The 25,487-nt window shown below is 62.7% G+C and carries 27 protein-coding genes and 1 tRNA gene; 15 read left to right on the top strand and 13 right to left on the bottom strand.

Annotated elements, in window-relative coordinates:
- Nucleotides 1-105: 105 nt before the first annotated feature.
- Nucleotides 106-486 carry a TIGR02300 family protein gene (locus BM413_RS20405; protein ID WP_091916606.1) on the bottom strand — a complete coding sequence of 127 codons (381 nt, stop codon included), beginning with the start codon at nt 484-486 and terminating at the stop codon, nt 106-108.
- Between the two features lie 205 nt (nt 487-691).
- On the opposite strand from BM413_RS20405, the gene aroA reads away from it, so the two are divergent.
- Both aroA and BM413_RS20395 read left to right on the top strand, forming a co-directional pair.
- Nucleotides 692-2,053, top strand: coding sequence for a 3-phosphoshikimate 1-carboxyvinyltransferase (aroA, locus tag BM413_RS20400; RefSeq protein WP_091916395.1), 1,362 nt, complete (start codon nt 692-694; stop codon nt 2,051-2,053).
- 3 nt (nt 2,054-2,056) lie between these two features.
- A complete protein-coding gene (locus BM413_RS20395; RefSeq protein ID WP_091916394.1) occupies nt 2,057-2,398 on the top strand; it encodes a hypothetical protein in 342 nt (113 codons plus the stop codon).
- A gap of 215 nt (nt 2,399-2,613) precedes the next feature.
- On the opposite strand, the gene BM413_RS20390 is transcribed toward BM413_RS20395, so the two are convergent.
- Nucleotides 2,614-2,687, bottom strand: a tRNA-Thr gene (locus BM413_RS20390).
- A gap of 269 nt (nt 2,688-2,956) precedes the next feature.
- Here BM413_RS20390 and BM413_RS20385 point away from each other — a divergent pair.
- The 5 genes from BM413_RS20385 to BM413_RS20365 all read left to right on the top strand — a co-directional run bounded on the left by BM413_RS20385 (nt 2,957) and on the right by BM413_RS20365 (nt 10,501).
- Nucleotides 2,957-3,913, top strand: coding sequence for a hypothetical protein (locus BM413_RS20385; protein ID WP_091916604.1), 957 nt, complete (start codon nt 2,957-2,959; stop codon nt 3,911-3,913).
- A 258-nt stretch (nt 3,914-4,171) separates the two neighbouring features.
- Complete coding sequence (gene cmk, locus BM413_RS20380; RefSeq protein WP_091916393.1) at nt 4,172-4,822, top strand: (d)CMP kinase; 651 nt, start codon at nt 4,172-4,174, stop codon at nt 4,820-4,822.
- A gap of 199 nt (nt 4,823-5,021) precedes the next feature.
- Nucleotides 5,022-6,728, top strand: coding sequence for a 30S ribosomal protein S1 (gene rpsA, locus BM413_RS20375; protein ID WP_091916387.1), 1,707 nt, complete (start codon nt 5,022-5,024; stop codon nt 6,726-6,728).
- Between the two features lie 154 nt (nt 6,729-6,882).
- A complete protein-coding gene (locus BM413_RS20370) occupies nt 6,883-8,529 on the top strand; it encodes an MFS transporter (protein WP_091916602.1) in 1,647 nt (548 codons plus the stop codon).
- A 109-nt stretch (nt 8,530-8,638) separates the two neighbouring features.
- Complete coding sequence (locus BM413_RS20365; protein WP_091916385.1) at nt 8,639-10,501, top strand: hypothetical protein; 1,863 nt, start codon at nt 8,639-8,641, stop codon at nt 10,499-10,501.
- A gap of 4 nt (nt 10,502-10,505) precedes the next feature.
- Here BM413_RS20365 and BM413_RS20360 read toward each other — a convergent pair whose 3' ends face one another.
- Genes BM413_RS20360 through BM413_RS20350 form a run of 3 tightly spaced genes read right to left on the bottom strand, consistent with a single transcriptional unit; the run spans nt 10,506 to nt 13,608 of the window.
- A complete protein-coding gene (locus tag BM413_RS20360) occupies nt 10,506-12,095 on the bottom strand; it encodes a 5-guanidino-2-oxopentanoate decarboxylase (RefSeq protein WP_091916384.1) in 1,590 nt (529 codons plus the stop codon).
- On the bottom strand, nt 12,092-12,739 hold the full coding sequence (locus tag BM413_RS20355) for a TetR family transcriptional regulator C-terminal domain-containing protein (RefSeq protein WP_175544376.1): 648 nt from the start codon (nt 12,737-12,739) through the stop codon (nt 12,092-12,094). The genes BM413_RS20360 and BM413_RS20355 overlap by 4 nt, the downstream gene beginning before the upstream one ends.
- Nucleotides 12,736-13,608, bottom strand: coding sequence for a dimethylarginine dimethylaminohydrolase family protein (locus tag BM413_RS20350; RefSeq protein ID WP_091916598.1), 873 nt, complete (start codon nt 13,606-13,608; stop codon nt 12,736-12,738). The genes BM413_RS20355 and BM413_RS20350 overlap by 4 nt, the downstream gene beginning before the upstream one ends.
- Before the next feature lie 209 nt (nt 13,609-13,817).
- On the opposite strand from BM413_RS20350, the gene BM413_RS20345 reads away from it, so the two are divergent.
- From BM413_RS20345 to BM413_RS20320, 6 genes are all read left to right on the top strand, one after another.
- A complete protein-coding gene (locus BM413_RS20345) occupies nt 13,818-14,633 on the top strand; it encodes an ABC transporter ATP-binding protein (protein ID WP_091916383.1) in 816 nt (271 codons plus the stop codon).
- A 51-nt stretch (nt 14,634-14,684) separates the two neighbouring features.
- Nucleotides 14,685-15,467 (top strand): transporter substrate-binding domain-containing protein, encoded by a 783-nt coding sequence (locus tag BM413_RS20340; protein WP_091916382.1) that lies wholly within the window; start codon nt 14,685-14,687, stop codon nt 15,465-15,467.
- A 105-nt stretch (nt 15,468-15,572) separates the two neighbouring features.
- Entirely contained in the window at nt 15,573-16,238 is a 666-nt protein-coding gene (locus BM413_RS20335) for an ABC transporter permease (RefSeq protein ID WP_197716922.1), read from the top strand.
- Nucleotides 16,238-17,047, top strand: a complete 810-nt coding sequence (locus BM413_RS20330) for an ABC transporter permease (RefSeq protein WP_091916596.1) — start codon at nt 16,238-16,240, stop codon at nt 17,045-17,047. Before BM413_RS20335 ends, BM413_RS20330 begins: the two co-directional genes overlap by 1 nt.
- A 2-nt stretch (nt 17,048-17,049) precedes the next feature.
- Nucleotides 17,050-18,042, top strand: coding sequence for an Ldh family oxidoreductase (locus tag BM413_RS20325; protein ID WP_091916381.1), 993 nt, complete (start codon nt 17,050-17,052; stop codon nt 18,040-18,042).
- Between the two features lie 54 nt (nt 18,043-18,096).
- Complete coding sequence (locus BM413_RS20320) at nt 18,097-18,690, top strand: hypothetical protein (RefSeq protein WP_139238622.1); 594 nt, start codon at nt 18,097-18,099, stop codon at nt 18,688-18,690.
- 66 nt (nt 18,691-18,756) lie between these two features.
- On the opposite strand, the gene BM413_RS20315 is transcribed toward BM413_RS20320, so the two are convergent.
- Nucleotides 18,757-18,954 carry a CsbD family protein gene (locus BM413_RS20315; RefSeq protein ID WP_091916592.1) on the bottom strand — a complete coding sequence of 66 codons (198 nt, stop codon included), beginning with the start codon at nt 18,952-18,954 and terminating at the stop codon, nt 18,757-18,759.
- Nucleotides 18,955-19,140: 186 nt separating this feature from the next.
- Between BM413_RS20315 and BM413_RS20310 the strand changes: the two genes are divergently transcribed.
- Both BM413_RS20310 and BM413_RS20305 read left to right on the top strand, forming a co-directional pair.
- The gene (locus BM413_RS20310; protein ID WP_091916379.1) at nt 19,141-19,599 is read left to right on the top strand and encodes a DoxX family protein; all 459 of its coding nucleotides are present in this window, start codon (nt 19,141-19,143) and stop codon (nt 19,597-19,599) included.
- A gap of 161 nt (nt 19,600-19,760) precedes the next feature.
- Entirely contained in the window at nt 19,761-20,744 is a 984-nt protein-coding gene (locus BM413_RS20305) for a complex I NDUFA9 subunit family protein (RefSeq protein ID WP_091916378.1), read from the top strand.
- Between the two features lie 42 nt (nt 20,745-20,786).
- Here the strand turns inward: BM413_RS20305 and BM413_RS20300 are convergent, their stop codons facing one another.
- The 7 genes from BM413_RS20300 to BM413_RS20270 all read right to left on the bottom strand — a co-directional run bounded on the left by BM413_RS20300 (nt 20,787) and on the right by BM413_RS20270 (nt 25,478).
- Nucleotides 20,787-21,212: a GFA family protein gene (locus tag BM413_RS20300; protein WP_091916373.1), complete on the bottom strand. Its 426-nt coding sequence runs from the start codon at nt 21,210-21,212 to the stop codon at nt 20,787-20,789.
- A 16-nt stretch (nt 21,213-21,228) separates the two neighbouring features.
- Entirely contained in the window at nt 21,229-21,951 is a 723-nt protein-coding gene (locus tag BM413_RS20295; protein ID WP_210188946.1) for a DUF899 domain-containing protein, read from the bottom strand.
- Nucleotides 21,952-21,963: 12 nt separating this feature from the next.
- On the bottom strand, nt 21,964-22,446 hold the full coding sequence (locus BM413_RS20290; protein ID WP_091916371.1) for an SRPBCC domain-containing protein: 483 nt from the start codon (nt 22,444-22,446) through the stop codon (nt 21,964-21,966).
- Nucleotides 22,430-22,777, bottom strand: a complete 348-nt coding sequence (locus BM413_RS20285) for an ArsR/SmtB family transcription factor (protein ID WP_091916370.1) — start codon at nt 22,775-22,777, stop codon at nt 22,430-22,432. The genes BM413_RS20290 and BM413_RS20285 overlap by 17 nt, the downstream gene beginning before the upstream one ends.
- 126 nt (nt 22,778-22,903) lie before the next feature.
- Nucleotides 22,904-23,167, bottom strand: a complete 264-nt coding sequence (locus tag BM413_RS20280) for a hypothetical protein (protein WP_091916369.1) — start codon at nt 23,165-23,167, stop codon at nt 22,904-22,906.
- Nucleotides 23,168-23,244: 77 nt separating this feature from the next.
- Nucleotides 23,245-24,537 (bottom strand): amidohydrolase family protein, encoded by a 1,293-nt coding sequence (locus tag BM413_RS20275; RefSeq protein WP_091916368.1) that lies wholly within the window; start codon nt 24,535-24,537, stop codon nt 23,245-23,247.
- Nucleotides 24,534-25,478 carry an ABC transporter permease gene (locus BM413_RS20270; RefSeq protein ID WP_091916367.1) on the bottom strand — a complete coding sequence of 315 codons (945 nt, stop codon included), beginning with the start codon at nt 25,476-25,478 and terminating at the stop codon, nt 24,534-24,536. The genes BM413_RS20275 and BM413_RS20270 overlap by 4 nt, the downstream gene beginning before the upstream one ends.
- Between the last annotated feature and the right edge of the window lie 9 nt (nt 25,479-25,487).

The raw sequence follows: 25,487 nt of genomic DNA, 5'->3' as shown, positions 1-25,487 counted from the left end.
AACCGGTGTGAGGCGGCTTCTAGCGCCGCCTCGTCGGAAGATCAAGCCTGCTTGAGGCCTTTTTCTTACACCGCAGTGCCGGCACCCCGGCACCGCGGCATTGGTTCAAGTCTCGTCGTCGTCGCCAACGCCGATGATGTCGGAGACGTCGTCGTCGTCTTCCTCTTCATCTTCAAGGAACGTGTCGTCGTCATCGTCGCCGAGGTCGACGTCTTCCTCGTCCTCGATCTCGATAACGTCGTCCTTGGTCTCGTCGTCTGCTTCTTCGAGAGAAACGACTTCGGCGCCTTCTTCCTCGGCGTCGATTTCCTTCTCCTCGACCTCTTCCTCTTCGTCATCGACAGCCTTGATGCTGGTCGTGTCGAAATAGGACCGGGGGTAGGTCTTGCCCGTGTAGGGCGAAACGATCGGATCCTTGTTCAGGTCGTAGAATTTACGCCCGGTTTCCGGATCGATGCGCTTTATGCCAAGTTCTGGTTTAGCCACCGTCAATGCCTCGTATGCAAAGTTTGGTCCCCATAACCACAGTTTGATGCGCTGTCAAAGCCAAAAGACGGAAATTTCCGCATCGGCCAAACAGCTGTCAAAACAGCCGCACTGGAGGGGATGACCGGCACGGCGGGCCATGGTAGGAGACCGCCGCACTATCTGGAAAACGCATGTTTTGCGGTCTTCCGCAAGAGGTATCTTCATGTCGCATCAATCACTTCCGCAGCCCGCGGCCGCTCGCAAATCGTCAGCACTCTCCGGAACGGTCCGGATGCCGGGCGACAAGTCCATCTCGCACCGCTCGTTCATGTTTGGCGGACTGGCCTCCGGAGAGACGCGCATCACGGGCCTGCTCGAAGGTGAGGACGTGCTGCGCACCGGCGATGCGATGAAGGCGATGGGCGCGCATATCGAGAAGCGCGGCGCCGAATGGATCATCCAGGGCACCGGCAATGGCTGCCTGCTGGAGCCGACCGCACCGCTCGACTTCGGCAACGCCGGCACCGGCTCGCGCCTGACCATGGGGCTCGTCGGCACCTATGACATGGAAACCACCTTCATCGGCGACGCATCGCTGTCCGGCCGGCCAATGGGCCGCGTGCTCGACCCGCTGCGCGAAATGGGCGTTCAGGTGCTGAAGGCCTCGCCCGGCGACCGCATGCCGATCACGCTGCGCGGGCCGAAGCAGGCCGCACCTATCAGCTACCGCGTGCCGATGGCCTCGGCGCAGGTGAAATCAGCAGTGCTGCTGGCCGGCCTCAACACGCCTGGCATCACTACGGTCATCGAGCCGGTGATGACGCGCGACCACACCGAAAAGATGCTGAAGGGGTTTGGCGCCAATCTCGAGGTCGAAACCGACAGCGACGGCGTGCGCCACATCCGCATCGAAGGCCAGGGCAAGCTTTCCGGCCAGACGATTGCCGTGCCCGGCGACCCCTCTTCCGCCGGCTTCCCGCTGGTGGCCGCACTCATCGTGCCTGGCTCCGACATCACGATCGAAAACGTGCTGATGAACCCGACGCGCACCGGCCTGATCACCACGCTCCTGGAGATGGGCGCGTCGATCGAACTTCTCAACCGGCGCAATGCCGGCGGCGAGGATGTGGCGGACCTGCGCGTGCGCTCGTCCGAGCTGAAGGGCGTGACCGTGCCGGCCGAGCGTGCACCCTCGATGATCGACGAATATCCGGTTCTGGCGGTCGCGGCCTCGTTCGCCGAGGGCGAGACGCTGATGCAGGGCCTCGACGAATTACGGGTCAAGGAGAGCGACCGCCTCGCCGCCGTCGCGCGCGGGCTCGAAGCCAACGGCGTCGACTGCACCGAGGGCGAAGCCTCGCTTTCCGTGCGCGGCAAGCCGGGCGGCAAGGGCCTGGGCGGAGGCACGGTGAAGACGCATCTCGACCACCGCATCGCCATGAGCTTTCTGGTCATGGGTCTCGCCGCCGAGAAACCGGTGAGCGTGGACGACCAGACCATGATCGCCACCAGCTTCCCGGAATTCATGGGCCTGATGACAGGCATGGGCGCACTGATTTCCATTTCAGAGGCCGTGGCGGGCTAAAAAATGCTGGAGCAACTGGGCTCATTCGCCACAGCTTTCCTGCTCTATCTCATGCTGGGCTTTCCGTTTCTGATCTGGTCCGGCAGGACGGTCTATGCCAGCGTGCGGACCGAGATCGACGGCAAAGTGAGGGGCAAGCCCAGTACGGGCGCGACCATTTTCCTGGCCGTCATCCCCGTCCTGTTCGTCGCCTATTACTTCCTGAGCGGCATCGGCGGCGTGCAGCACCAGCACCGGGTCAGCGACTGGGGGCCGTATATGTTCCTCAGCCTGCCGCCGGCATTCGGATTGCTGGCGGGGTATGTGATCGGGGCGGTCTTGGGGCGGAAGGCTGCGGCTGAATAGCGTCATGTTCTGATCGCTCGGACGCAAACGGCGGGGCTGTAGCGACGTTCTGCGCTGGCGTTCTTGCCTTCCGGTTCGCCGTACTGCTTCGCAAGCATCGCATAGTCGATATCCGCTTCAACGGCTTTCTCGACGACGCATCGAATTTCGCATAAATCATTGATTCACAAACGGCTGCCACTATGTTAGCAGTGGCAACTGTAGTGATGTGTGGGAGCGCTCGGACGGATTCGAACCGCCGACCTGGGACCTACGAAGACCTCGCTCTATCCAACTGAGCTACGAGCGCGATGCGACTGGCTTTTCAGCCATCCGCCCCATCGCCGACCAAAAGCCGCTACCTTTCCTTTCCGGGCCGGGTAGCGGCTTTTCTATTTGGGCAGGCCCCGACCCTCGGTCGGCGTGTTGCCGAGGCCTGCATCTCTTCTCGTCATCGCGATCTCCTTCGATTCGGGCAAGAATACGACTATTCGGGATCACCTGACAAGTGCCTATCGGGCAACCATTGACATTCACCCCAAGTTGCCCGATACGGAGTTATCACAGCCGGAGGCAGACATGTCAGACGATGCAGCAGACAAGCCGCCCGTTCCAAAAGAACGGAGCCCCGCTTTTCCATACATTTCGCTTGATCTTGCGCTTGAGCGTGCCAGGGTAATCTTCGCGCAAATTCGGGATCACGCCCAGCCTAGGGAAGTAGTTGCCAAGGCCTACGGCAAGCCTGTCACAAGCAGCGCAACTATACAGACATTCGCCACCTTATTGCAGTACGGACTCCTTGAGAACGTTGCCGCTCCAACGGGAAGGCGCATGCGCATCTCTTCTCTTGCGCAAGGGATTTTGAACCCTCATGCCCCAGATGAAAAGGTCAAGCAAGCACTGCGAAAGGCCGCATTGAACCCGCCTATCTTCGCGGAGTTGTGGGAGCATTTTGGCGATACGTCGGGGCTCAATGACAGTCTGCCACTATACCATTTGACATCAGAGCGCGGCCACGATCGCGACGGCGCGGTGTTTACCGATAGGGCGGCTTCGGAAGTCCTCCGTGTTTATCGGGCTACTTTATCCTATGCAGGAATCACGGGATCTGCTAACAATCAACCTCTAACCGAGGATGACGCGGAAGACGTTCCCCCTCCGCCAAAGGCTAAGGTTGGAGACCTCGTACAGGTTGAGATCGGCGGTGCGTTTTTGCTTCAAAAGCCTAAGCGTATTGAGTCGACTCAAGAGCACGAGGGCAAGCTCTGGGTGTTCTTGGAGGGCGAGAAAGCAGCTGTCGAAATGGAAAACGTGATCGTGCAGGAAGAGAAAGCAAATCCGGGGCTACCGCCCGTCCGTGAGCTTCCACCCGCCAATGATGACGTTGAAGAAGGATGGAGTGAGGAGCGCCTTATTGACGATGGCGGCGATGAAATCAAAATCCGATATCGCGGTAAAGCCTCCCGCGAGCGCTACGAATTCATCCGAGATTATTTGGATTTTAAAATTCAACGCCTTACCAAGAAACCGAGCTAGGGCTTAGCCCACCGCTTACATCGACGGGGCATCTTCGGTCGCTTTCAGCACCTTTAGAGCATTCTCAAGACGCAGATCAAGCTCAGCGTTTGCACGACCGGGAGGCGATTATTCCGATCTCGCCAATATCTGGGAACCATCCCCTTCCCGTTCGAACCCGAATACGAATACAAGGACTGGGCGCGAAAATCCGGCATAAAGGTGGAGTAGGCCGGCGAGGCTCTTGCCTTTTGGCGGCCTCTCCGCTTGAAGCAAGGCATGTCTCGTTCTCTCATCATCGCCATCGACGGTCCCGCGGCTTCCGGCAAGGGAACGCTCGCGCGGCGTCTGGCGGATTATTATCACCTGCCGCATCTCGACACCGGCCTGACCTATCGCGCGGTGGCGCACATGCTTTTGACGAAGGGTTGGCCGCTCGATGATGAGGCGCATGCGATCGAGGCGGCGCGGCTTGTCGATCTCGGCCGTCTCGACCGCGAGGGGCTGTCGGCTCATGCGGTGGCGGACGCGGCTTCGCGCGTTGCCGTGATTGCGGAGGTTCGCCGTATCCTGGTCGAGAAGCAGCGTGCTTTTGCCAATCAGGACAGCGGCGCGGTGCTGGACGGGCGCGATATCGGCACGGTCGTCTGCCCCGAGGCGGAAGTGAAACTCTATGTCACCGCAAGCGCTGAAGTGCGCGCCATGCGCCGGCTGCGTGACATCGAGGGACGTGGCGGCAAGGCGGATTTCGACGAAATCCTGTCCGACATCAAGCTGCGCGACGAGCGCGACATGGGCCGTGCCGATTCACCCCTGAAGCCCGCTGCAGACGCGCACTTGCTCGATACGTCGGAAATGTCTATAGAGACCGCGTTTCTTGCGGCAAAAGCGATCATTGATGACGCGATAGCCAAGAGAAGCGAAATCTGATCGCGATGTTTCGCATTGTGGCTTGCTGAAGCGGTCACGAAGCACCATCTGGACCGGATAACCCGCCTGCCAGCATTCTCATGCGCCGATACCGCCGCGAAAGCGGCACCAGGGCATTTGCCCGGAATGCTGAACAGGCCAAACGCAACACGAACCAAGGCGCCGGCTCCGCAGATGCGAGAGCCTTCCAGGAGAAACAATGTCAGCTTCCAATCCAACCCGCGACGATTTCGCCAGCCTTCTCGAAGAGTCGTTTTCCGACGGCCACTCGGGTGAAGGCCAGGTTGTTCGCGGCATCATCACGGCCATCGAAAAAGACATGGCCATCATCGACGTCGGCCTCAAGGTCGAAGGCCGCGTGCCGCTGAAGGAATTCGGCGCCAAGGCCAAGGACGGCCAGCTCAAGGTGGGCGACACCGTCGAGGTCTATGTCGAGCGCATCGAAAACGCGCTGGGCGAAGCCATGCTGTCACGCGACAAGGCTCGCCGCGAAGAGAGCTGGGTCAAGCTCGAAGAGAAATTCAACAAGGGTGAGCGCGTCGAAGGCGTCATCTTCAACCAGGTCAAGGGCGGCTTCACGGTCGATCTCGACGGCGCCGTGGCGTTCCTGCCGCGCAGCCAGGTCGATATCCGCCCGATCCGCGACGTTTCCCCGCTGATGCACAACCCGCAGCCCTTCGAGATCCTGAAGATGGATCGCCGTCGCGGCAACATCGTGGTTTCGCGCCGCACCGTGCTTGAAGAGAGCCGTGCAGAACAGCGTTCGGAAATCGTGCAGAACCTCGAAGAAGGCCAGGTTGTCGAAGGCGTCGTCAAGAACATCACCGATTACGGTGCGTTCGTCGACCTCGGCGGCATCGACGGCCTGCTGCATGTCACCGACATGGCATGGCGCCGCGTCAACCATCCGACCGAAATCCTCAACATCGGTCAGACGGTCAAGGTGCAGATCATCCGCATCAACCAGGAAACCCACCGTATCTCGCTCGGCATGAAGCAGCTCGAGAGCGATCCGTGGAGCGAGATCGGCACCAAGTTCCCGATCGGCAAGAAGATCACCGGCACGGTCACCAACATCACCGACTACGGCGCCTTCGTGGAGCTGGAGCCGGGCATCGAGGGCCTTATCCACGTTTCGGAAATGTCGTGGACGAAGAAGAACGTGCACCCCGGCAAGATCCTCTCGACCACGCAGGAAGTCGACGTTGTCGTGCTCGAGGTCGATCCGGCCAAGCGCCGCATTTCGCTCGGCCTCAAGCAGACGCTCGAGAATCCGTGGGAAGCGTTCGCACGCAACCATCCGGTCGGCGCTGTCGTCGAGGGCGAGGTCAAGAACAAGACCGAGTTCGGCCTGTTCATCGGCCTGGAAGGCGACGTGGACGGCATGGTCCACCTGTCCGACCTCGACTGGAACCGTCCGGGCGAGCAGGTCATCGAAGAGTACAACCGTGGCGACATCGTCAAGGCGCAGGTGCTCGACGTCGATCAGGACAAGGAGCGCATCTCGCTCGGCATCAAGCAGCTTTCGCGTGATGCTGTCGGCGAAGCCGCGACTTCGGGTGAACTGCGCAAGAACGCGGTCGTGACCTGCGAAGTCATCGGCGTCAAGGACGGCGGCCTGGAAGTCCGGCTCGTCGACCACGATGTCGAGACCTTCATCAAGCGCAACGACCTGTCGCGCGACCGTGACGAGCAGCGCCCCGAGCGCTTCACCGTCGGCCAGAAGGTCGATGCGCGCGTCATCGCCTTCGACAAGAAGACCCGCAAGATCCAGGTCTCCATCAAGGCGCTGGAAATCGCCGAAGAGAAGGAAGCGGTTGCCCAGTACGGCTCGACCGACTCCGGCGCTTCGCTCGGCGACATCCTGGGCGCTGCCCTGAAGAACCGCGGCGGCAAGGACGAGTAATACTCGCCCCTGACTGTTTGTGAACAAAACCCCGCCGGAGCAATCCGGCGGGGTTTTTCTTTGGCCCAAGCGGAATGGATTTCTTCGCTGTGCTTGTTGCTTTAGGGTTTGCGCGGCATAAACGACTCACATGACAGACGCGCCGCAGCCAGACATGAACGACCAGCCAGCGCCCGACCGGACCTCCGCCCTGGCGCCCTTCAAGCACGGCATCTTCCGGTCTGTATGGTTTGCCAGCCTGGCATCGAACTTCGGTGGGCTGATCCAAAGCGTCGGCGCAGCCTGGATGATGACCGCCATTTCGAACTCGGCCGATATGGTGGCGCTGGTTCAGGCCTCGACCGCACTGCCGATCATGCTGTTTTCGCTGGCCTCGGGCGCAATTGCCGACAACTACAACCGGCGCAAGGTGATGCTTACCGCCCAGGCCTTCATGTTCGCGGTTTCCATCGCGTTGACGCTGGCCGCATATTTCGGCTTCCTGACACCCTGGCTGCTCCTTTCCTTCACCTTCCTGCTCGGCTGCGGCACGGCACTCAACAATCCGTCATGGCAGGCTTCCGTCGGCGACATGGTACCGCGCAGCGACCTGCCCGCGGCCGTGTCCGTCAACAGCATGGGCTTCAACCTGACCCGTAGCGTCGGCCCGGCCATCGGCGGCATCATCGTCGCTGCCGCAGGTGCGGCGGCAGCGTTTGCCGTGAACGCGGTCAGCTACCTGCCGCTGCTCTTCGTGCTGTCGCGCTGGAAGCAGAAGGAGACCCCCAGCACGCTGCCGCGCGAGACCCTTGGCATCGCGATGACGGCCGGCCTGCGCTATGTCGCCATGTCGCCCAATATTGAAAAGGTGCTGCTGCGCGGCTTCGTCTTTGGCTTCACCGCGATCTCGGTGCTGGCCCTGCTGCCGCTGGTCGCGCGCGACATCGTGCAGGGCGGCCCCCTGCTCTACGGCGTCCTGCTGGGTGCCTTCGGCATCGGCGCAGTCGGCGGCGCGCTGATCAACGCATGGCTGCGGCAGAAACTGACCAGCGAATGGATCGTGCGCCTCGGCTTCATGGGTTTTGCCATCTGCGCGACGGTTGCAGCGCTGAGCCAGATGGCCTGGCTTACCTGCGCGGCACTGCTGATCGGCGGGGCAAGCTGGGTGATCTCGCTTTCACTGTTCAACGTCACCGTGCAGATGTCGACGCCGCGCTGGGTGGTCGGGCGCGCGCTCTCGCTCTACCAGACGGCGACCTTCGGCGGCATGGCGCTGGGAAGCTGGATCTGGGGCGTGATCGCCGAGAATCACGGCGCGGGTGAGGCGCTGCTCGCATCGGCGGCCTTGATGATCGCGGGTGCTGCACTCGGGCTGAAATGGTTCACGCTGCCGGAGCAGACGTCGCTCAATCTCGATCCGCTCAACCGCTGGAAGGAGCCGCATCTGGCGCTGGACGTGAAGCCGCGCAGCGGCCCGATCGTCATCATGATCGAATATGTCATCAGGCTGGATGACACCGCCGAATTCCTCGACGCGATGGCCGAGCGCCGGCGGGTGCGTCGCCGCGACGGGGCCAGGCAATGGACGCTGGCGCGCGACCTGGAAAACCCGGAACTGTGGATGGAAACCTATCACACGCCGACCTGGGTCGAATACGTACGGCACAACCAGCGCATAACCCATGCCGACGCCATCATCGGCGAGCGCGTCAGGAAGCTGCACAGCGGGGCCGAGCCGCCGCGCGTGCACCGCATGATCGAACGGCCAACGGACTGGTCCGTGACGATTGCTCCGCCCAAGGAGATGCTCGACCTTCACTGACGGTCGAGGCGAAACGCCGGGGTCAGCCGGCCCGCTCCGCATTTACCGGACAGCAAGGTCCGCGCGCTATGACTGCACCATGACTATGCGGTGAAGCGGGGGGCTTCGCGTGGCGGTTCAGAATTCCGATCGAGCTTCCGGCCTGCAAGCGAGCTGGCTGCGTACCGGCTACGCCCAATATCCGGTGGTCTGCACCTGGATCGTGCTGGCGCTGCTGTGCACGTTTCTGTGGTGGATGGGCGCCAACCTCAATGGCGATGTCGACGATCTCCTTAAGCTGCATGAAATCCGGTTCCTCGTCGAAACGGGAAATATCTACGACAGAACGCTTCCGAACATTCTCCAGCCCGAGCCGTTCGTCACCCACTGGCCGTGGATCGTCGACCTGCCCTATGCGCTGGTCACCTGGCTGCTGAGGCCTTTCATCGGCCTGGAGCAGGCGCTGTCGGTCGCGAGCTTCGCCGTTCCTCTCGCGATGCTCCTGCCGGCGCTGTACTTCTTCTACCACATACTGGCAGCCATCGGTTTCCAGACCCCCGCCGCCGCGCTGCCCCTGGCCGTCCTCTTTGCGGTTCGCAGCTTTTTCGAGTTCGAACCGGGCCGCATCGACTACCATAATCTCGAGATGCTGCTGCTTCTGGCGGCGGTCGCGCTGCTGATGTCGGAGCGCCGCAGTGCTGCCGCAGCCAATGGCGCGATAGCGGCGCTCGCTCTGGCGATAAGCACGGAATTTGCAGCCTTCTTTGCCCTCGTAATGGCTGTCTATGCATATGATTTCATCTTTTCGGCACGTGACGGCGCGATGCGTCTGGCGTCGTTCGGCGCGACGCTGAGCGCAGGCGCGGTCGTCCTCTTCTTCGCAATCGTGCCGTTCGGAACCTATGCCGTCGCCCGCTGCGACAGCTACTCCGCGCCCCATCTGCTTGCTCTGGCCTGCGCCGGCGGTTCATTCATCGTGTTGCCGCTGCTATTACGAGAGCGCGGCGGGTGGATGCTGCGCGCGGGCCTGCTGGCGGGTCTCGGGGCGGCGAGCCTCGTCGTCACGATCGGGCTGTTTCCGCAATGCCTCAATGGACCCTATGCGGTGCTCAGCGACTATGCCCGCGACAACTGGCTCAACTGGATCGGACAGGAGAAATCGCTGCTGACGCGGCGCAATTTCGTCCTTTCCAGCGGCATTGCCAGCATACTCATTTTCTTCATCGGCGCGCTGGCCCCAGTCATGATCGTCGGGGTGGGGAAGGTACGCGACCGTTCGCTGATCATTCTCGCGCTCTTTTCCATCCTGGCCGTCATCCAGTCTGTCGTGTGGTTCCGATACTTCCGCTACGTCCCGCTATTTGCCGGCCTGGGCCTGCCGCTGGTCTTTGCCGCCTTCTTCCCGATGCGCCTGAAAATAGAGACCTATATGACGGTGCGGAACTACGCCGCGCCATCTCAGAAATATCTCCTGCTGGCGCCGGGGCTGGTTTTGTCCCTGGCCCTGCTGCTGTTCCATCTGACGGTAAAACCAGCCGAACCGGATGCGCCGGCTGCACAACTGGCCGATAGCTGCGATCTCATTGCTACCCCGAAATTCGACTGGCCGGCACAGTCGCACGTCCTCTCCTCCCCGCTCGTGGGGATACATCTGCTTTCGCCGAGCCCGAATCTTTCGATCGTCGCCATACCCTTCCACAATTCCGGTCCCGGCATCGAGCGCGCCTACCGCTTTCTCGATCCGCAAACAGAGAATCCCCGGGCAATTGTCGATGAGGCAAAGGCAACGCACGTCGCAATCTGCGCCTGGCGCGGAAAGCCCCTTGCATGGCTGGAGAACGGCTATTCCTTCGCCTCGGCGCTGATCGAAGGCCGTCCACCGGAGTGGCTGAGCGAATGCGCGACGGACCCATCCTCGCCGCTGCGCATCTATCGTTACGTCGGCGCCGATGGCAGCGAGCCCGCCTGCCCGACCATCTCGGTTGAACGGTAGCGGATCAGGCCACTGTGATCTCGATCAGATAGGGCTTTTTCGTTGCCCGCGCCCGCTTCATCGCGACAGCAAGACCGGACAGATCACCAAGCCTTTCGGCAGCGATGCCGTAGGCTTCGGCAAGGCGGCAGAAATCCGGTGGGGCCGGCGACACGCCGACGGGCTCGACGCCGACATCGCGCATCGAGGTTTCGATTTCGCGGTAGCCGCGATTGTTCCAGATGACGAAGATCACTACCGCGTTGGCATCCAATGCCGCCCCCAGTTCCGACAGCGTGAACTGGAAGCCGCCGTCGCCTGACAGGCAGACGACGGGCACGTCCGGCAGGGCAAGTGCAGCGCCGATCGCTGCCGGCGGGCCATAGCCGAGCGCGCCGAAGCCGGTTGCCGCATTGAACCAGCCGGCGGGGCGGTCGTGGTCATAGTAGAGATTGGCGGCGTAGACCGGCTGGGTGGAATCGCCGACGATGATCGAGCCGGGCAGCGCATCGCGAATGGTTTCCACCACCTCGACCTGCCCGCGCATATCCGCGCCGATCTCCTGCCACGCGGCGTCCCGCGCCTCAGTGGCGCGGGCGGCGCCCGATGCCCTGTCGCGGTCGTTGCGTCTGTCGGCCTTGATGAGGCCGACTAGCGCTTCGAGCGCCAAGGCGCTGTCGGCCCTGATATCGATCGTTGCGGGCCGGCGGCCAAGCTGCGCTTCGTCGATATCGATGCGCACCAGATTGGCGGGGAGCAAGAAGCCGCCGTCGCCATACATGTCGTAGTCGGTCGGGCCGAATTCGGTGCCGACGGCGACGACGAGATCGGCATCCGCCATCAACGCGCGGATGGCTTTCAGGCTCGGGCTGGCCGGCACGCCGAGCGGATGCTTGTGCAGCAGCCCGCGCGCATTGGCCGTGGTGACGACCGGCGCGTCGAGCAGTTCGGCCAGTTTCAGGAGTTGCGTTCCGGCAGTCTTTGCGCCGCCGCCGGCGAGGATCAGCGGGCGCTTCGCCGTGGTGGCCAATCTGGCCGCTTCCACCATGGCGCTCGTCTCGGTGCGCGGCGCGGTGATACCGATGGGCCGGGCCGAAAGGCTCCCGGCGGGCAGCACCATCACATTGGTTGGAATCTCGATGTGAACCGGACCAGGTCGACCGGTCGCAAACAGTTCGAAGGCGCGCGCCAGAACATCCGGCAACTCGCTTGCATCTGTGATCCGGTGTGAAAACAGCGCCAGTTTTTCCATCATGCCGCGCTGGTCCGGCATTTCGTGGAGATAACCGAGGCCCTTGCCGAGTGTCGGCGTCGCGTTGACCCCGGAGATGACCAGCATGGGGATGGAATCTGCCCGCGCCTGCCCCATGGCGGTGATGGTGTTGGTCAGCCCCGGCCCGGTGATGACGAAGGCGACGCCCGGCTTGCCGGTGACGCGGGCATAGCCATCGGCCATGAAGCCCGCGCCCTGCTCGTGGCGCGGCGTGATGTGGCGGATGCTGGAGCCGGCAAGCCCGCGATAAAGCTCGACCGTGTGGACGCCCGGAATGCCGAAGACCGTGTCGACACCATGTGCCTCGAGCAGCGAAATCAGCGCCTCGCCTACGGTGGTCATACCGCTTCTCCTCCGCGTAGATCCAGGCCGAGCAGCGCCTCGACCGTCGTGATGCCGATTTCGGCCAGTTCGCGGTTCTCGAACATATCGGCCGCCAGGCAGCCCTCGATCCACAAGCCGTCGATGATGCCGTTGATGGCGATGGCGTGACGCCGCAACGCGCCGGCGTCGGCATTCCGCCCCGCAGCCTTGAGGACCTCGGCCACCAGCGCTTCCACCTCGTCGCGAAAGCCAAGATAGCCTTCGCGATGGGCTATCGAAAGCGCCGGATCGGAGACGGCCCGGCCAATGAATCCGGCCCAGAGCGAGAAGACCCGCGCATCGACTACCGGCGGGGCGAGATTGGCCTCGACAAAGGCGGCAAGCCGGCGCCGTGGCCCTGCGCCTTCAAGGCTCAGCGCTGCCTTCGCCTGCTCGGTCATGCGCCCGACAATGGTCGCATAGGCAGCCTGCAGCAGCTCTTCCTTGCCGGGGAAATAGTGACGGATCAGCCCGCCGGTCACGCCGGCGCGCAGGGCGATGGCGCGTACCGTAGCGCCTTGCAGCCCGCGTTCGGCAACGCAATCCAGCGTCGCCTCGATCAGATCCTGGCGCCGCCGCTCTTCGCCCTCGCGGCGAAACTTGCGACGCCCGGGCGTATTCATTGGCGCAGGATCGGGCGCGTCAGGCAGGTCGGCCCGCCCTCGCAGGCGATGCACAGCGCATCGGCCTCGAAGGTTTTGACCACGCAGCCGGCGGCTTCCATCGCAGCCTTGGTCTTCGGGAAGCCAGCAACCGCGATCACCTCGCGCGGGCTGGTCGGCAGCACATTGAGGCTCAGCCCGTTCGAGGCATGAAACTCGTCGGCATCGCCATGGACGAGCGTGATGCCGCGCGCCTTCAGTAATTGATAGAACGCCGCCGGCAGAAGCGGCGCGTAGACCAGCGCCAGATCGTCGGCCAGCGGGCTGATCACCGACATCAGATGCAGGCAGGCTTCCTCGCCGTGCCAGAGCGGCAGGTCATAGCCATAGACCTCGATGCCGTGCGGCGACAGCATATTGGCCAGCTGCTGGATGCCGGACTGGTTGGTGCGAACGCCGCGGCCGACGGCAAGCGTCCTGGCGTCGACCCAGACGCAATCGCCACCCTCGACCTGACCCGGCGCCTCGATGCGCCCGAGAATCGGAATGCCGAGACGGGTGTATGTCTGCTCATGAAGCGCCGGCTCGGCGTTGCGCAGTGCCTTGCCCATGGAAAGGATGATCGCGCCATGGTCACTCATCAGCGACGGGTCGTGGGTGAAGACCGAGTCCGACAGGCCGTCGTCGCGGTCCTCGATCCATTCGACGGCAGCACCCGAGGCAGCCACCAGATCAGCAAGGGCGGCATGCTGGACCGCTGCCTTTGCGGGATCAAAACCCGGGCCGTAATGCCAGGCAGCGCGCTCTGCACCACGCATGGCATTGGCAGCCGAGCGCATCAACACGCGCCGGAGCGGCGCCGCCATGGACTGAGAGCCGAAAGCGTTCACGAAGGCCTCTTTGCGCTGAAAAATGACAATTGGACTGGCGTTCGAGTATTTATACACTTGCATAACAAGGCCGCAAGTGCCGTAATGGGCGGGATTGACGGGCCTGCTCGATCGGGTCCATGCTGACGTGGAACATGGTTGCGTGACGCGATGACGGGTAGCGGGGCAAGCGTACGAGCGAAGGTGAAACGTCCCTCAAAGGGTCGTGGATGAGCGCCGCCGGCGCATCACTCACGACACGGAAGACGGCATCGGACGGTGCCGCCGAAGCCATCCACATCGAAAACCTGCACAAGAAATTCGGCCAGCTTCACGTCCTGAAGGGCGTGTCGATGTCGGCGCGCGACGGAGATGTCGTGGCCATCATCGGCGGCAGCGGCTCGGGCAAGTCGACGCTTCTGCGCTGCATCAACTGCCTGGAAAACCCGACCAGCGGCATCATCCGCGTCAATGGCGAGGAAATCCGTCTCAAGGCCGACAGCCACGGCAATACCGTGCCGGCTGACCGCCGCCAGATCGAGCGCATCCGCTCCAAGCTCGGCATGGTGTTCCAGAGCTTCAATTTGTGGAGCCATATGACGCTGATCGAAAACGTCATCGAGGTTCCGGTGCATGTGCTCGGCGTCAAGCGCGAGGAAGCGATCGCCACTGCAGAAAAGCTGCTGGCGCGCGTCGGGCTTGCCGAGAAGCGCGACGTCTATCCGGCCTTCCTGTCGGGCGGCCAGCAGCAGCGCGGCGCGATTGCCCGCGCGCTCGCCATCCAGCCGCGCGTGATGCTGTTCGACGAGCCGACTTCGGCGCTCGACCCCGAACTGGTGGGCGAAGTGCTGCGCGTGATCGGCGATCTGGCGCATGAGGGACGCACCATGATCCTCGTCACTCACGAGATGAAGTTCGCCCGCGAAGTCGCGAGCCACGTCATCTACCTCTACAACGGACTGGTCGAGGAGGAAGGCCCGCCGGAACAAATCTTCGGCGCGCCCAAATCCGAACGGCTCAAACAATTCATCCGCAACATTGGCTGAAGGCGGAATGGAACAAGGGAACACTCAGCTCAACGAAAATGGGAGTCTCAGATGATCAAAAGTCTCAAACTGGCTGTCGCCGCCCTGGCGCTCGGCCTGTCCGGCGCGGTGGGCGCAAGCGCTGAACCGCTGAAGGTGGGCATCGCCGCCGAGCCCTATCCGCCCTTCGCCTCGCCTGATGCTTCCGGCAAATGGGATGGCTGGGAAGTGCAGGTCGCCGAGGCGCTGTGCGCCGAAGCCAAGCTCGAATGCGTGATCACGCCGATCTCCTGGGACGGCATCATTCCGGCGCTGACGACGAAGAAGATCGACATGATCGCAGCCTCCATGTCGATCACCGCCGAGCGCGAAAAGACGATCGCCTTCTCCGACAAATACTACAATACGCCCACCGGCATCATCGGTCCGAAGAGCGAGACATTCGATGCTTCGCCCGAGGGGCTGAAAGGCAAGATCATCGGCGTGCAGGTGTCGACCGTGCATGAGGTCTACGCCAAGAAGCATTTCGGCCCGACGGCAGCCGAGATCAAGATCTACCAGACGCAGGACGAGGCCAATGCCGATCTGGCAGCCGGCCGCATCGATGCGGTTCAGGCCGATTCCATCGCGCTGAACGACTTCCTGAAAACCGATCAGGGCAAGGAATGCTGCGACATGAAGGGCACGGTGGCAGACGACCTCGAAGTGCTCGGACCGGGCGTCGGTGTCGGCCTGCGCAAGGAAGACACCGAGTTGAAGGAGAAGATCAACGCCGCGATCAAGGGCATCCGCGCCAACGGCAAGTATGACGAGATTGCAAAGAAATACTTCGATTTCAACATCTACGGCGAGTAAGCGATCGATCGGGCCGTGAGCCTCGACCACCTCTTCTCCCCGCTTCTCCAGCTTGGAGCAATCGAACTCCTGTCTCCAGCCCCACCGGGCTGGGGCGGGAACCTGCTGCGCGGTCTGGCCAACTCCGTCCAGATCGCGCTCGGTGCTTTCGGGCTCGGCCTGCTGATCGGCACGGCAGGCGCCTATGGCAAGCTGTATGGCGGGCCGATCATCCGCGACCTGATGGAAGTCTACACGACCGTCGTGCGCGCCGTGCCGGAGCTGGTGCTGATCCTGCTGCTCTATTACGCCGGCGCCGATCTCATAAATCGCGCGCTGGAAGGGCTCGGCTATGCCCGCATCGACATCAACGGGCTTGTCGCCGGCATCGCCGTGCTCGGCTTCGTGCAGGGCGCCTATGCGACCGAAGTGCTGCGCGGGGCGATCCTCTCCGTTCCACAAGGCCAGATCGAGGCGGCGCGCGCCTATGGCATGTCGCCCGCACTGCTGATGCGGCGCATCACCCTGCCAGCGATGCTGCCCTTCGCCATTCCGGGCCTTGCCAATCTATGGCTGATCGCGACCAAGGACACCGCCCTTCTGGCCGTCGTCGGCTTCAACGAATTGACGCTGGAGACGCGGCAGGCGGCGGGCACGACCAAGGCCTATTTCACCTTCTTCCTCGCGGCTGGCGTGCTTTACCTGCTGCTGACGCTGTTTTCCAACGTCATCATTGCGCGCATAGAGCGATGGTCGCGGCGCGGCATGCCCTCGATCGCGGAGGGGCGCTGATGTCGATCGATCTCGTCAACACGACGCGAACGCAGCGCGCGCTGGGCTGGCTGCAGCCACACCGCATCGGCCTGATCGCGGTTGGGGCGGCGCTGTTCGGCTCAGCCGTCTATTTCATGCGCTGGGACTGGATTCCCAACTATTACGACCTGGCCCTGCAAGGCATCTGGCGAACGATCTGGATCATGCTTGTCACCGCCGTGCTCGGTTTCCTGCTGGCGGTTCCGCTCGGCGTTGCGCAGGCGGTCGGCCCGTGGTGGCTGGCCTGGCCGGCCAATGCCTTCTGCACCGTCATCCGGGGCACGCCGTTGCTGCTGCAGCTCTGGCTGCTCTATTACGGGCTGGGGTCGCTGTTTCCGCAGTTTCCGGCAATTCGCCAATCCTGGCTGTGGCCCTATCTGCGGCAGGCATGGCCCTATGCCGTTTTGGCTCTGACGCTCTCGACTGGCGGCTATGTCGGTGAGGTAATGCGCGGCGCGTTTGCCGGCGTGCCGCACGGCCAACTCGAGGCGGCGCGCGCCTATGGCATGCGGCGCTGGAAAATTTTCTGGCGCATCTGGTTTCCGCAGGCGGTGCAGCGCGCACTGCCGACGCTCGGCGGGGAAAGCGTGCTGCTCTTGAAGGCCACGCCGCTGGTGGCAACGATCACCGTTGTGGACATCTATGCGGTTGCCTCGCGGGTGCGGCAGGACACCTATATCGTCTATGAACCGCTGTTGCTTCTGGCGCTGATCTATCTTTGCATTACCGGGATAATCGTGTTCATTTTCCGCCGGCTGGAAGCACGAATACCGACGCGGGTAGGATAGACATGGCGAAAACGATCACACTCAGCCTCGAACAGGGGCTGCGGCTTTGCGAGGATGCAGCGCGTCGCGCCGGTGCTCGCTCGGAGACAGCCGCCGCGCTGGCCCGATCCGTGGTCGATGCCGAGGCCGAGGGACAGCCGTCGGTCGGTCTTGCTCACTTCGTCGATTATCTCGAGGCGCTGGAGGCCGGGCGGATCGATGGCAAGGCGCTGCCAGAAGTCACGCGGCCTACCGGCGCGGTCATCGCTTCGGACGCCAAGGGCGGTTCGGCGCATCTGGGCTTCGATGTCGCCTTCGACGATCTCGTGAAGACTGCGCGCGATTTCGGCGTGGCGATCTTCTCGCAGAAGAATGCCTTCACCGCCGGCGCGCTCGGCTATTTCGTCAGGCGGCTGGCGGAGAAAGGGCTGGTCGGCCTTGCCGCGACCAACGGCCCGGCGCTGCTCGCCGGCTCGGGTTCGACCAAACCGGTCTATTGCACCAACCCGCTGGCCTTCGCGGCTCCCATCGAAGACGGCCCGCCGCTGATCATCGACCAGGCCTCCAGCGCCACCGCCTTCGTCAACATCCGCAAGGCAGCGCATGAGGGCAAAAGCATTCCCGAAGGCTGGGCGATCGACGCTGAGGGCCGGCCGACGACGGACGCGAAGGCTGCGGTGAAGGGCGCGCTGCTGGCCTATGGCGGCGGGCGCGGCGCAAACATCGCGCTCATGGTCGAGGTGCTGGCCGCCGGCCTTTCCGGCGCGAACTGGTCGCTCGACGCCCCGCATTTCACCTCGGGCTCGCAGACGCCGGGCGCAGGTCTGTTCGTGCTGGCAATCGAGCCCAAGCTTATCGATCCCACGTTTTCGACGCGCATGGCCAGCCAGACGGAACGGCTTTCCGGCGAGTATGGCGTGCATATTCCGGGACCGGCCAAGAGCATCGCCCGCAAGAAGGCCGAGCGCGAGGGCATCTCTATACCCAAACCGCTCTACGATCGCATCGCCGGCTGATTTGCCGAACGATGGCTTCAGGCATATCGTTCTTCTCCCCAGCGGGAGCGCGCCATGAGGACTCTGTCTCCAGCAATTGTCCTGCCTATCATGATGGTGCTGGCGATGCCTGTCTCGGCAGACCCGCTTTCCGATCTGCTCGCCAAGGGCAAGGGCAGCGCCTGCTACGAGCGGGTCTACGACAAGGCGCATCTGGCACAGCATCCGATGCAGGCAACGCAGGCGGTACTTCTGTCGCTGCGCGAATTCAGCGACGGCAATGGCGCGATCATACGCATCCGCATCAGCAGCAAAAGCGGGACGCACTATATCGTCGGCGGCTGCGACTGGCAGGAACGCGCCAATCTCGACATCCAGGACAAGCCGCTGATCGAGGCTTTCAGGGGCCCGAGCGGCCTTGACTGCCACGCCATGACGAGTGCCGATGGCTCGTCGGCGGAAGAAGGCGGCGACTTTCCGGTCGATCTGAGGGATGGCAAGGCGATAATGCTCTACTTTCCCGACAGCCTCGCGGGGTGGCGATCCTACGACAGGAGCCAACCAGCCGAATTTCGCGATTTCTCAAGCGAAGACAGGGTTTTCCGGCTGGACAAGGTCAAGGCCGGCCTGTGCAGCGAAATGGATGCGAGATTGCCCGGCTGGAATTGAGCAGAAGCCGTTGCTGACATGAAAAACCCCGCACGAAGCGGGGTTTTTCGGGATACTTACCCAAGCTCAGTGGCGGGCAAGCCAGTCATCGATATCCTTCTCGGCAGCATCGGAAGCCGTGCCGTAGCGCTCCTGAAGGCGGCCGGCGAGTTCCTTGCGCTTGCCTTCGATGACGTCGAGATCGTCATTCGTCAGCTTGCCCCACTGCTGCTGGACCTTGCCCTTGAACTGTTCCCAATTTCCTTCGACCTGATTCCAATTCATCAGAATCTCCTTGTTTTTGTTTGATTTTGTGGCGGCGAAAACGCCATCCACCCAGTCAACGGAGAAAGCGGCAGCCGGTTCCCGAAAATAAACTTGACTCCTTTATTCAACTATTTCTCAATCCTTGTTGATTTGACCGTGATCGACGGTCTGACATGTTTGTGCACCGCAACACAGGAGACGACCTTGACCGACACGACGACGAACAACGCCGCCGGCACCCGACTGATCATTCCGGCCCTGCGCGGCCTCTATGCCAGCCTGCATGATGGTGCCGAGACGCTGCTGCGCGTCGTTGCCGGGCTTGCGCTGGTCACCCACGGCGCCGGCAAGATCGTCAACCCGTTTGGTGCCATCGAAATGGTCGAGGGATTGGGCTTCTATCCCGGCGCCTTCTGGTCACCGCTTCTGTCGGCCACCGAATTCTTCGGCGGCATCCTGCTGGCGCTCGGCCTGTTGACCCGCCCGGCAGCCGCAGCGACGACCTTCGTTCTGCTGGTCACGGTCTGGTTCCACTGGATCACCATGGGCCAGGGCTATTCGGGCGCGGAAAAGTCGATCCTCTGGGCCGCGATCCTGTTCTTCTTCCTCATCCGCGGCGGCAACCGCCATTCGGTGGACGCCAAGCTCGGCCGCCAGTTCTAAGATTTTTTCATAATGCTGATACAGTCCCCGTCGGAGCGATCCGGCGGGGTTTTTGCTATTCGGGATCAGGGCTTGGGATGCGGCAGAAAAGTCGCGCGCTTCGCTCTTTGCCTTTGCGCCAAAACGGACTAAGAAACGACCGTAACGACGCGGAGCCAGTCATGACAGAAATCCTGCAAACCCCGAAACTCGTGACCGTTTTCGGCGGGTCCGGTTTTGTCGGCCGCCATGTGGTTCGGGCGCTGGCCAAGCGCGGCTACCGCGTGCGCGTCGCCTGCCGCCGGCCGGAGCTTGCCGGACATCTCCAGCCGCTCGGCAATGTTGGCCAGATCCAGGTGGTTCAGGCCAATCTGCGCGTGCGCTGGTCGATCGACCGGGCCGTGCAGGGATCGGACCATGTCATCAATCTCGTCGGCATCCTCGCCGAATCCGGCCGACAGAAATTCGCCACCGTCCAGGAATTCGGTGCGCGCGCCGTCGCCGAAGCCGCGCGCTCGATCGGCGCCGGCCTGACCCATATGTCGGCGCTCGGTGCCGACGCGGCCTCTCCTTCCAGCTATGCCCGCACCAAGGCGCTCGGCGAAAAGGCCGTCATGGAGACGATTGGCAATGCCGTCATCTTCCGCCCGTCGATCATGTTCGGTCCGGAGGATGGGTTCTTCAACCGCTTCGCAGCCATGGCGCGGATTTCGCCGGTGCTGCCGCTGATCGGAGCGGAGACGCGTTTCCAGCCCGCCTATGTCGGCGATGTCGCGGAAGCGATCGCACGGTCGGTGGACGGCAAGGTCGAGGGCGGCAAGGTCTACGAACTCGGCGGGCCGAATGTGCTGACCTTCAAGGAGTGCATGGAGGAAATGCTGGACGTGGTCGACCGCGAGCGCATCCTCGTGCCGATGCCGTGGTGGCTGGCTAAGCTGCAGGGCGCAATCCTCGGCGCGCTGCCGGGCAAGTTCAAGCTGCTGACAACCGACCAGGTGATATTGCTTCAGCACGACAACGTCGTCTCGACCGCGGCGGAAAACGAGGCGCGTACCTTTGCCGGCCTCGGCATCGCGCCGCAATCGACGGCCTCGATACTGCCGACCTATCTCTGGAGCTATCGCGCGGCCGGGCAGTTCTCCCGCAAGACCGAAGTTCAGTCGTAACGATCCAGGCCGAACAGCGCCTCGCTGCTTCGGCCCGACTGGCTAGAGATAGCCTGCCACCACTGGCGGGCGCTCCCAATGGTCCGCTCGACCGTCCTGATACTCGACGGGTGCGGCGGCCAGTTCCTCATCGGTGGCATCATCCAGGCAGGCGACATTGACGGCGTGAAATTCGCCGCCAAGCGCTTCCATATGACCGCGTCCGAATGTCTTCACCCCGCATGTGCTGCAGAAGAAATGATGGATGGGCTGTCCTGACGGATTTTTCGATCCATCGCTGAAAGTATAGTCGGACAGCGCATCGACGCCCTGAACGAGCCGGAAATTGCCGCCGGTGGCGATGGCCTTCCAGAAGCGGGCTTTACGGCAGACAGAGCAGTTGCATTTGCTGGTGCCGTCGGCCAGGTCGATATCGCATTCGAAGCGGACAGCGCCGCAATGGCAGCTGCCGTGATAGGTCTTTTTCATTGAACTATCTCCGAATTCAGGCGCAGCAGGCATGCGCGGCGGGACGATCCTCGTATTCGTCGTGTAGCCGCACCCAATCCATGGTGCCCTTTTCGTTGCGGCCCTTCGGCGTCAGGTCGAGATAGTTGTGGGCGCCCAGAAGCACGTCCACGCCGCGGGCATAGGTCGAGTAGGTGTGAAACACCTCGTCGCCGTTGCGATAGAAGACGCTCAGGCCGTGCAGATCGTCATGCGCGAGCGAGGTGGTGCCGTAGTTGTAGCCGACATTGCCGCTGGCAACCTGCTCCTTGGTGAAGGAGACGCCATAGTCGAAGTTGAAGCTGCTGCCGGCGGATGAAGCCCAGCGGAATTTCCAGCCCATGCGCTTGCGCACCGCTTCGATGCGCGACAGCGGAACGCGCGACACGGCGACGAACGATAGATCGTTGTGCTCGAAATGCGTTCGGGCGGCATCGACATGGTCCGAGACGAAGGCGCAGCCTTCGCAGATATGGTCCGAGCCCGGCGTCAGCATGAAATGATAGACGACGAGCTGGTTGCGCCCTTCGAACAGATCGGCGAGCGAGACCTGCCCCGACGGCGTGTCGAAGCGATAGTCCTTCTCCACCTTGACCCACGGCAGTGCGCGGCGCTCCGCTGCCACTTCGTCGTGCAGCCGGGTCAGTTCCTTTTCGCGGGCGAGATGCGCCTTGCGGGCCGCGAGCCATTCCTCGCGGGAGACGGTCTTGTGCACTTGCATGGTCATGCTCCTCTACAGCAACCCGGCGTGATCGCCGACCGACAGGTAGGCCGCCAGACGATCCAGGCACTGACCCCAACCCTCGTTGTGGGAATCGCGGTTTTCGACCGTATCGAAAGGTGCCTGATGGAAGGTCAGCTTCGTCTTGCCGCCCTGGTCGGCGAAGGTGACGGTGATTATCGTTTCCAGCCCGCGCTCGCCATCCGTCTCCCAGGCGAAGGTGAAGACGATGCGCTCCGCCTCGACGATTTCCTGGTAGACGCCGGCCATGATGTGGTCGTTGCCTTCCGGCGAGCGGATGGTTGCGCGATAGGCACCACCAGGGCGGAAATCCATGGCGATGGAGGGTGCGGTAAAATCCTTCGGACCCCACCAGCGAAAGAGATGTTCCGGCGTCGTCCACACGCGGTAGACCAGGCTGCGGGGCGCATCGAAAACACGGGTGATGAGAAGCTCGTGGCCGGGCTTTTCCTTCAAGCTAGTTGCTTGTGTCATTTCCCTCTCCCTTCTGGATTGTCTGCAGATAAGCATCAAGCCGGTCGAAACTGCCCTCCCAGAACCGGCGGTATTCTTCGACCCAGCCGGCAATGTCCTGCAACGGCCCGGCCTCGAGCCGGCAGGGGCGCCACTGCGCCTCACGGCCGCGCGCAATGAGCCCTGCCCGCTCCAGCACCTTCAGATGCTTGGAGACGGCAGGCAGGCTCATCTGAAACGGCTCGGCAAGCTCCGTCACCGAGGTTTCGCCGAGCGCCAGGCGGGCAAGGATGGCGCGCCGTGTCGGATCGGCGAGGGCTGCGAAAGTGGTGCTGAGGCGGTCGGTGGTCATTTCTAGAATAAACCAATCATTTAATTAACCCAAAGGTTAATTAAATCGCGCAGCACATACTGTCAAGCAGTGGCCGTCAAATCCTCGGCCGCATCGCGGTCAGTCGATATCCTGAAACGGGTTTGTTCAGCCGGGCTTCACTGCTACCGGCACCGGGCGATAGATGATCATCGGCGGTCCCCACATGTCGAAATCCGTGCTGCGCCGGAGGGCTGCGCGGCGATCGAGATCGAGCCTTTGCAGGCACTCTGCAAAGGCGTCATTGCGCTTGGTGAAGCCGTAGGAACGGCATTTTTCCTCGTCCGCCGCCCGCCGCTGTTCGGGCGTCATCGTCGTGCAGCCGCCAACGAGCGCTGCCAGAGTCACCGCCAATACCATTCTGTGCCACATGACGAATCCTCCTCGGTATAAACTGGAGGAGAATTGTAGACTTAATTGCGGCGGAATATAGCGCTAGCCGCGCCCTCTCATTGGGCCTGTACGGGCGTCTTGTGGCGCCTGTTTACCGATGCCGGACGGCCCGCAAGCGAAAGCGCAGTCTCGCGCTTTTCGCGTGTCGCTACCACCTTGCCCTTGGCGATGACGCAGAGCCGCTCGGCGCGCAGGCGCAGCGCCTCGACCGGGTTGCCGGCATCGAGCACGACGAGGCTCGCCGTCTTGCCGACTTCGATGCCGTAATCGTCCAGCCCCATGATCTCGGCATTGGTCTTTGTCACCATGTCGAAGCATTGGCGCATATCGGCGGGGCTGGTCATCTGCGCCACATGCAGGCCCATGAAGGCGACATCGAGCATATCGGCGGTGCCGAGCGGATACCACGGGTCGAGCACGCAATCCTGGCCGAAGCCAACCTTGATGCCGGCCTTCAGCATTTCGGGCACGCGCGTCATGCCGCGGCGCTTGGGATAGGTGTCGTGGCGACCCTGGATGACGATGTTGATGAGCGGGTTCGGGCAGGCCGACACGCCGGCCTCGGCGATCAGCGGAAGCAGCTTTGAGACGTAATAATTGTCCATCGAATGCATTGAGGTGAGATGCGAGCCATTGACCCTGCCCTGCAATCCGAGGCGCTGCGCTTCATAGGCGAGCTGCTCGATGTGACGCGACATCGGATCGTCGGTCTCGTCGCAATGCATGTCGACCATCAGGCCGCGTTTGGCCGCGATCTCGCAAAGCTCCGTCACGGAGCGGGTACCGTCGGCCATGGTGCGCTCGAAATGCGGGATGCCGCCGACAACCTCCACGCCCATGTCGAGCGCGCGGATTGTATTTTCACGCGCCGTGGGCGAGCGGTAGAAGCCGTCCTGCGGGAAGGCGACGAGTTGCAGATCGATATAGGGCGCGACCTCCTTCTTGACCTCCAGCAGGGCTTCCACGGCCAGCAGCCGGTCGTCGCAGGTATCGACATGGGTGCGGATGGCGAGCAGACCCATGGAGACGGCCCAGTCGCAATAATCGAGCGCGCGCTGCTTGACCGCCTCATGCGTCAGCAGCGGCTTGAGCTCGCCCCACAGCGCGATGCCCTCCAGCAGCGTGCCGGAAGCATTGATTCGCGGAAGCCCATAGGACAGCGTCGCATCCATATGGAAATGCGGATCAACGAAGGGCGGTGAGATCAGATTGCCACGGGCATCGATCGCGGTGCCAGCGGTGACGTTCAGCTCATGCTCAATGGCAGCGATCTTGCCGTCCTTGATGCCAAGATCAGCGACCACGCCGCTTGGAAGAATGCCGCCTTTGACAAGAATGTCGAAACTCATCTTTCGCCTTTCTGGTAGGGAATCATCAGCGCCTTGGGATAGGTGGCGCGGCGCGCCACCAGTATCAGCGCCAGGATGGACAGCGCATAGGGCATCATCAGGAAAACCTGATAGGGCACGACGCCGCCGGAAAGCTGCTGCAGCCGGACCTGGTATGCGTCGAAGGCGGCAAACAGGATGGCGCCGAGCAGCGCCTTGCCCGGCCGCCACGAGCCGAACACCACAAGCGCGATGCAGATCCAGCCGCGGCCGTTGATCATTTCGAAGAAGAATGAGTTGAAGGCCGACATGGTGAGGAACGCCCCGCCGACCGCCATCAGCGCGCTGCCGACCATGACCGCGCCCATGCGGATGCCGGTGACGCTGATGCCCTGCGCCTCCACAGCCGACGGGTTTTCGCCGGCCGCCCGCACCGCCAGGCCTATCGGCGTGCGGTAGAGCACCCAGGCGACGATGGCGACAGTTGCGAAGGCCAGATAGGTCAGCGGCGTCTGCGAAAACAGCGCCTCGCCGAGGATCGGTATTTTCGACAGGCCGGGGATCGGTAGCGGCTGGAACGGTTCGATCTTGGGCGGCGTCGTCACCTGCGGCAGGGCCAGGCGGTAGGTGAAATAGGTGAGGCTCGTCGCGAGCAGCGTGATGCCGATGCCGACCACATGCTGCGACAGGCCGAGCGGCACGGTGAGCGTGGCATGAAGCAGGCCGAAGGCAGCGCCAGCAAGGGCGGCGATAAGCACGCCGGTCCACAGATCGCCGCCCGAATAGACGGTGAACCATCCGGCGAAGGCGCCGACGGTCATGATGCCTTCGATGCCGAGATTGAGCACGCCCGCGCGCTCGCAGATCAGCTCGCCCATGGTGGCGAAGATCAGCGGCGAGGCGATGCGGATGGCGGCGACCCAGAATGAGGCGGTGAAGAGGATTTCGAGGGCGTCGGTCATGGAGCGATG

Source organism: Mesorhizobium sp. YR577 (genome assembly GCF_900116595.1).
In the GTDB taxonomy this organism is placed as follows: Bacteria; Pseudomonadota; Alphaproteobacteria; order Rhizobiales; family Rhizobiaceae; genus Mesorhizobium_M.
Note: the sequence above shows the minus strand (reverse complement) of the source record. Positions and strands in the feature narration are given on the sequence as shown.

Excerpts from the sequence above, each read along its gene's own strand:
- BM413_RS20280 (WP_091916369.1), bottom strand. The coding sequence starts at position 23,167 with ATGTGGCACAGAATGGTATTGGCGGTGACTCTGGCAGCGCTCGTTGGC.
- BM413_RS20385 (WP_091916604.1), top strand. The coding sequence starts at position 2,957 with ATGTCAGACGATGCAGCAGACAAGCCGCCCGTTCCAAAAGAACGGAGC.
- BM413_RS20285 (WP_091916370.1), bottom strand. The coding sequence starts at position 22,777 with ATGACCACCGACCGCCTCAGCACCACTTTCGCAGCCCTCGCCGATCCG.
- BM413_RS20305 (WP_091916378.1), top strand. The coding sequence starts at position 19,761 with ATGACAGAAATCCTGCAAACCCCGAAACTCGTGACCGTTTTCGGCGGG.
- BM413_RS20270 (WP_091916367.1), bottom strand. The coding sequence starts at position 25,478 with ATGACCGACGCCCTCGAAATCCTCTTCACCGCCTCATTCTGGGTCGCC.
- BM413_RS20360 (WP_091916384.1), bottom strand. The coding sequence starts at position 12,095 with ATGACCACCGTAGGCGAGGCGCTGATTTCGCTGCTCGAGGCACATGGT.
- BM413_RS20290 (WP_091916371.1), bottom strand. The coding sequence starts at position 22,446 with ATGACACAAGCAACTAGCTTGAAGGAAAAGCCCGGCCACGAGCTTCTC.
- BM413_RS20345 (WP_091916383.1), top strand. The coding sequence starts at position 13,818 with ATGAGCGCCGCCGGCGCATCACTCACGACACGGAAGACGGCATCGGAC.
- BM413_RS20370 (WP_091916602.1), top strand. The coding sequence starts at position 6,883 with ATGAACGACCAGCCAGCGCCCGACCGGACCTCCGCCCTGGCGCCCTTC.
- cmk (WP_091916393.1), top strand. The coding sequence starts at position 4,172 with ATGTCTCGTTCTCTCATCATCGCCATCGACGGTCCCGCGGCTTCCGGC.
- BM413_RS20295 (WP_210188946.1), bottom strand. The coding sequence starts at position 21,951 with ATGCAAGTGCACAAGACCGTCTCCCGCGAGGAATGGCTCGCGGCCCGC.
- BM413_RS20325 (WP_091916381.1), top strand. The coding sequence starts at position 17,050 with ATGGCGAAAACGATCACACTCAGCCTCGAACAGGGGCTGCGGCTTTGC.
- BM413_RS20275 (WP_091916368.1), bottom strand. The coding sequence starts at position 24,537 with ATGAGTTTCGACATTCTTGTCAAAGGCGGCATTCTTCCAAGCGGCGTG.
- aroA (WP_091916395.1), top strand. The coding sequence starts at position 692 with ATGTCGCATCAATCACTTCCGCAGCCCGCGGCCGCTCGCAAATCGTCA.
- BM413_RS20300 (WP_091916373.1), bottom strand. The coding sequence starts at position 21,212 with ATGAAAAAGACCTATCACGGCAGCTGCCATTGCGGCGCTGTCCGCTTC.
- BM413_RS20340 (WP_091916382.1), top strand. The coding sequence starts at position 14,685 with ATGATCAAAAGTCTCAAACTGGCTGTCGCCGCCCTGGCGCTCGGCCTG.
- BM413_RS20320 (WP_139238622.1), top strand. The coding sequence starts at position 18,097 with ATGAGGACTCTGTCTCCAGCAATTGTCCTGCCTATCATGATGGTGCTG.
- BM413_RS20395 (WP_091916394.1), top strand. The coding sequence starts at position 2,057 with ATGCTGGAGCAACTGGGCTCATTCGCCACAGCTTTCCTGCTCTATCTC.
- rpsA (WP_091916387.1), top strand. The coding sequence starts at position 5,022 with ATGTCAGCTTCCAATCCAACCCGCGACGATTTCGCCAGCCTTCTCGAA.
- BM413_RS20315 (WP_091916592.1), bottom strand. The coding sequence starts at position 18,954 with ATGAATTGGAATCAGGTCGAAGGAAATTGGGAACAGTTCAAGGGCAAG.
- BM413_RS20330 (WP_091916596.1), top strand. The coding sequence starts at position 16,238 with ATGTCGATCGATCTCGTCAACACGACGCGAACGCAGCGCGCGCTGGGC.
- BM413_RS20355 (WP_175544376.1), bottom strand. The coding sequence starts at position 12,739 with ATGAATACGCCCGGGCGTCGCAAGTTTCGCCGCGAGGGCGAAGAGCGG.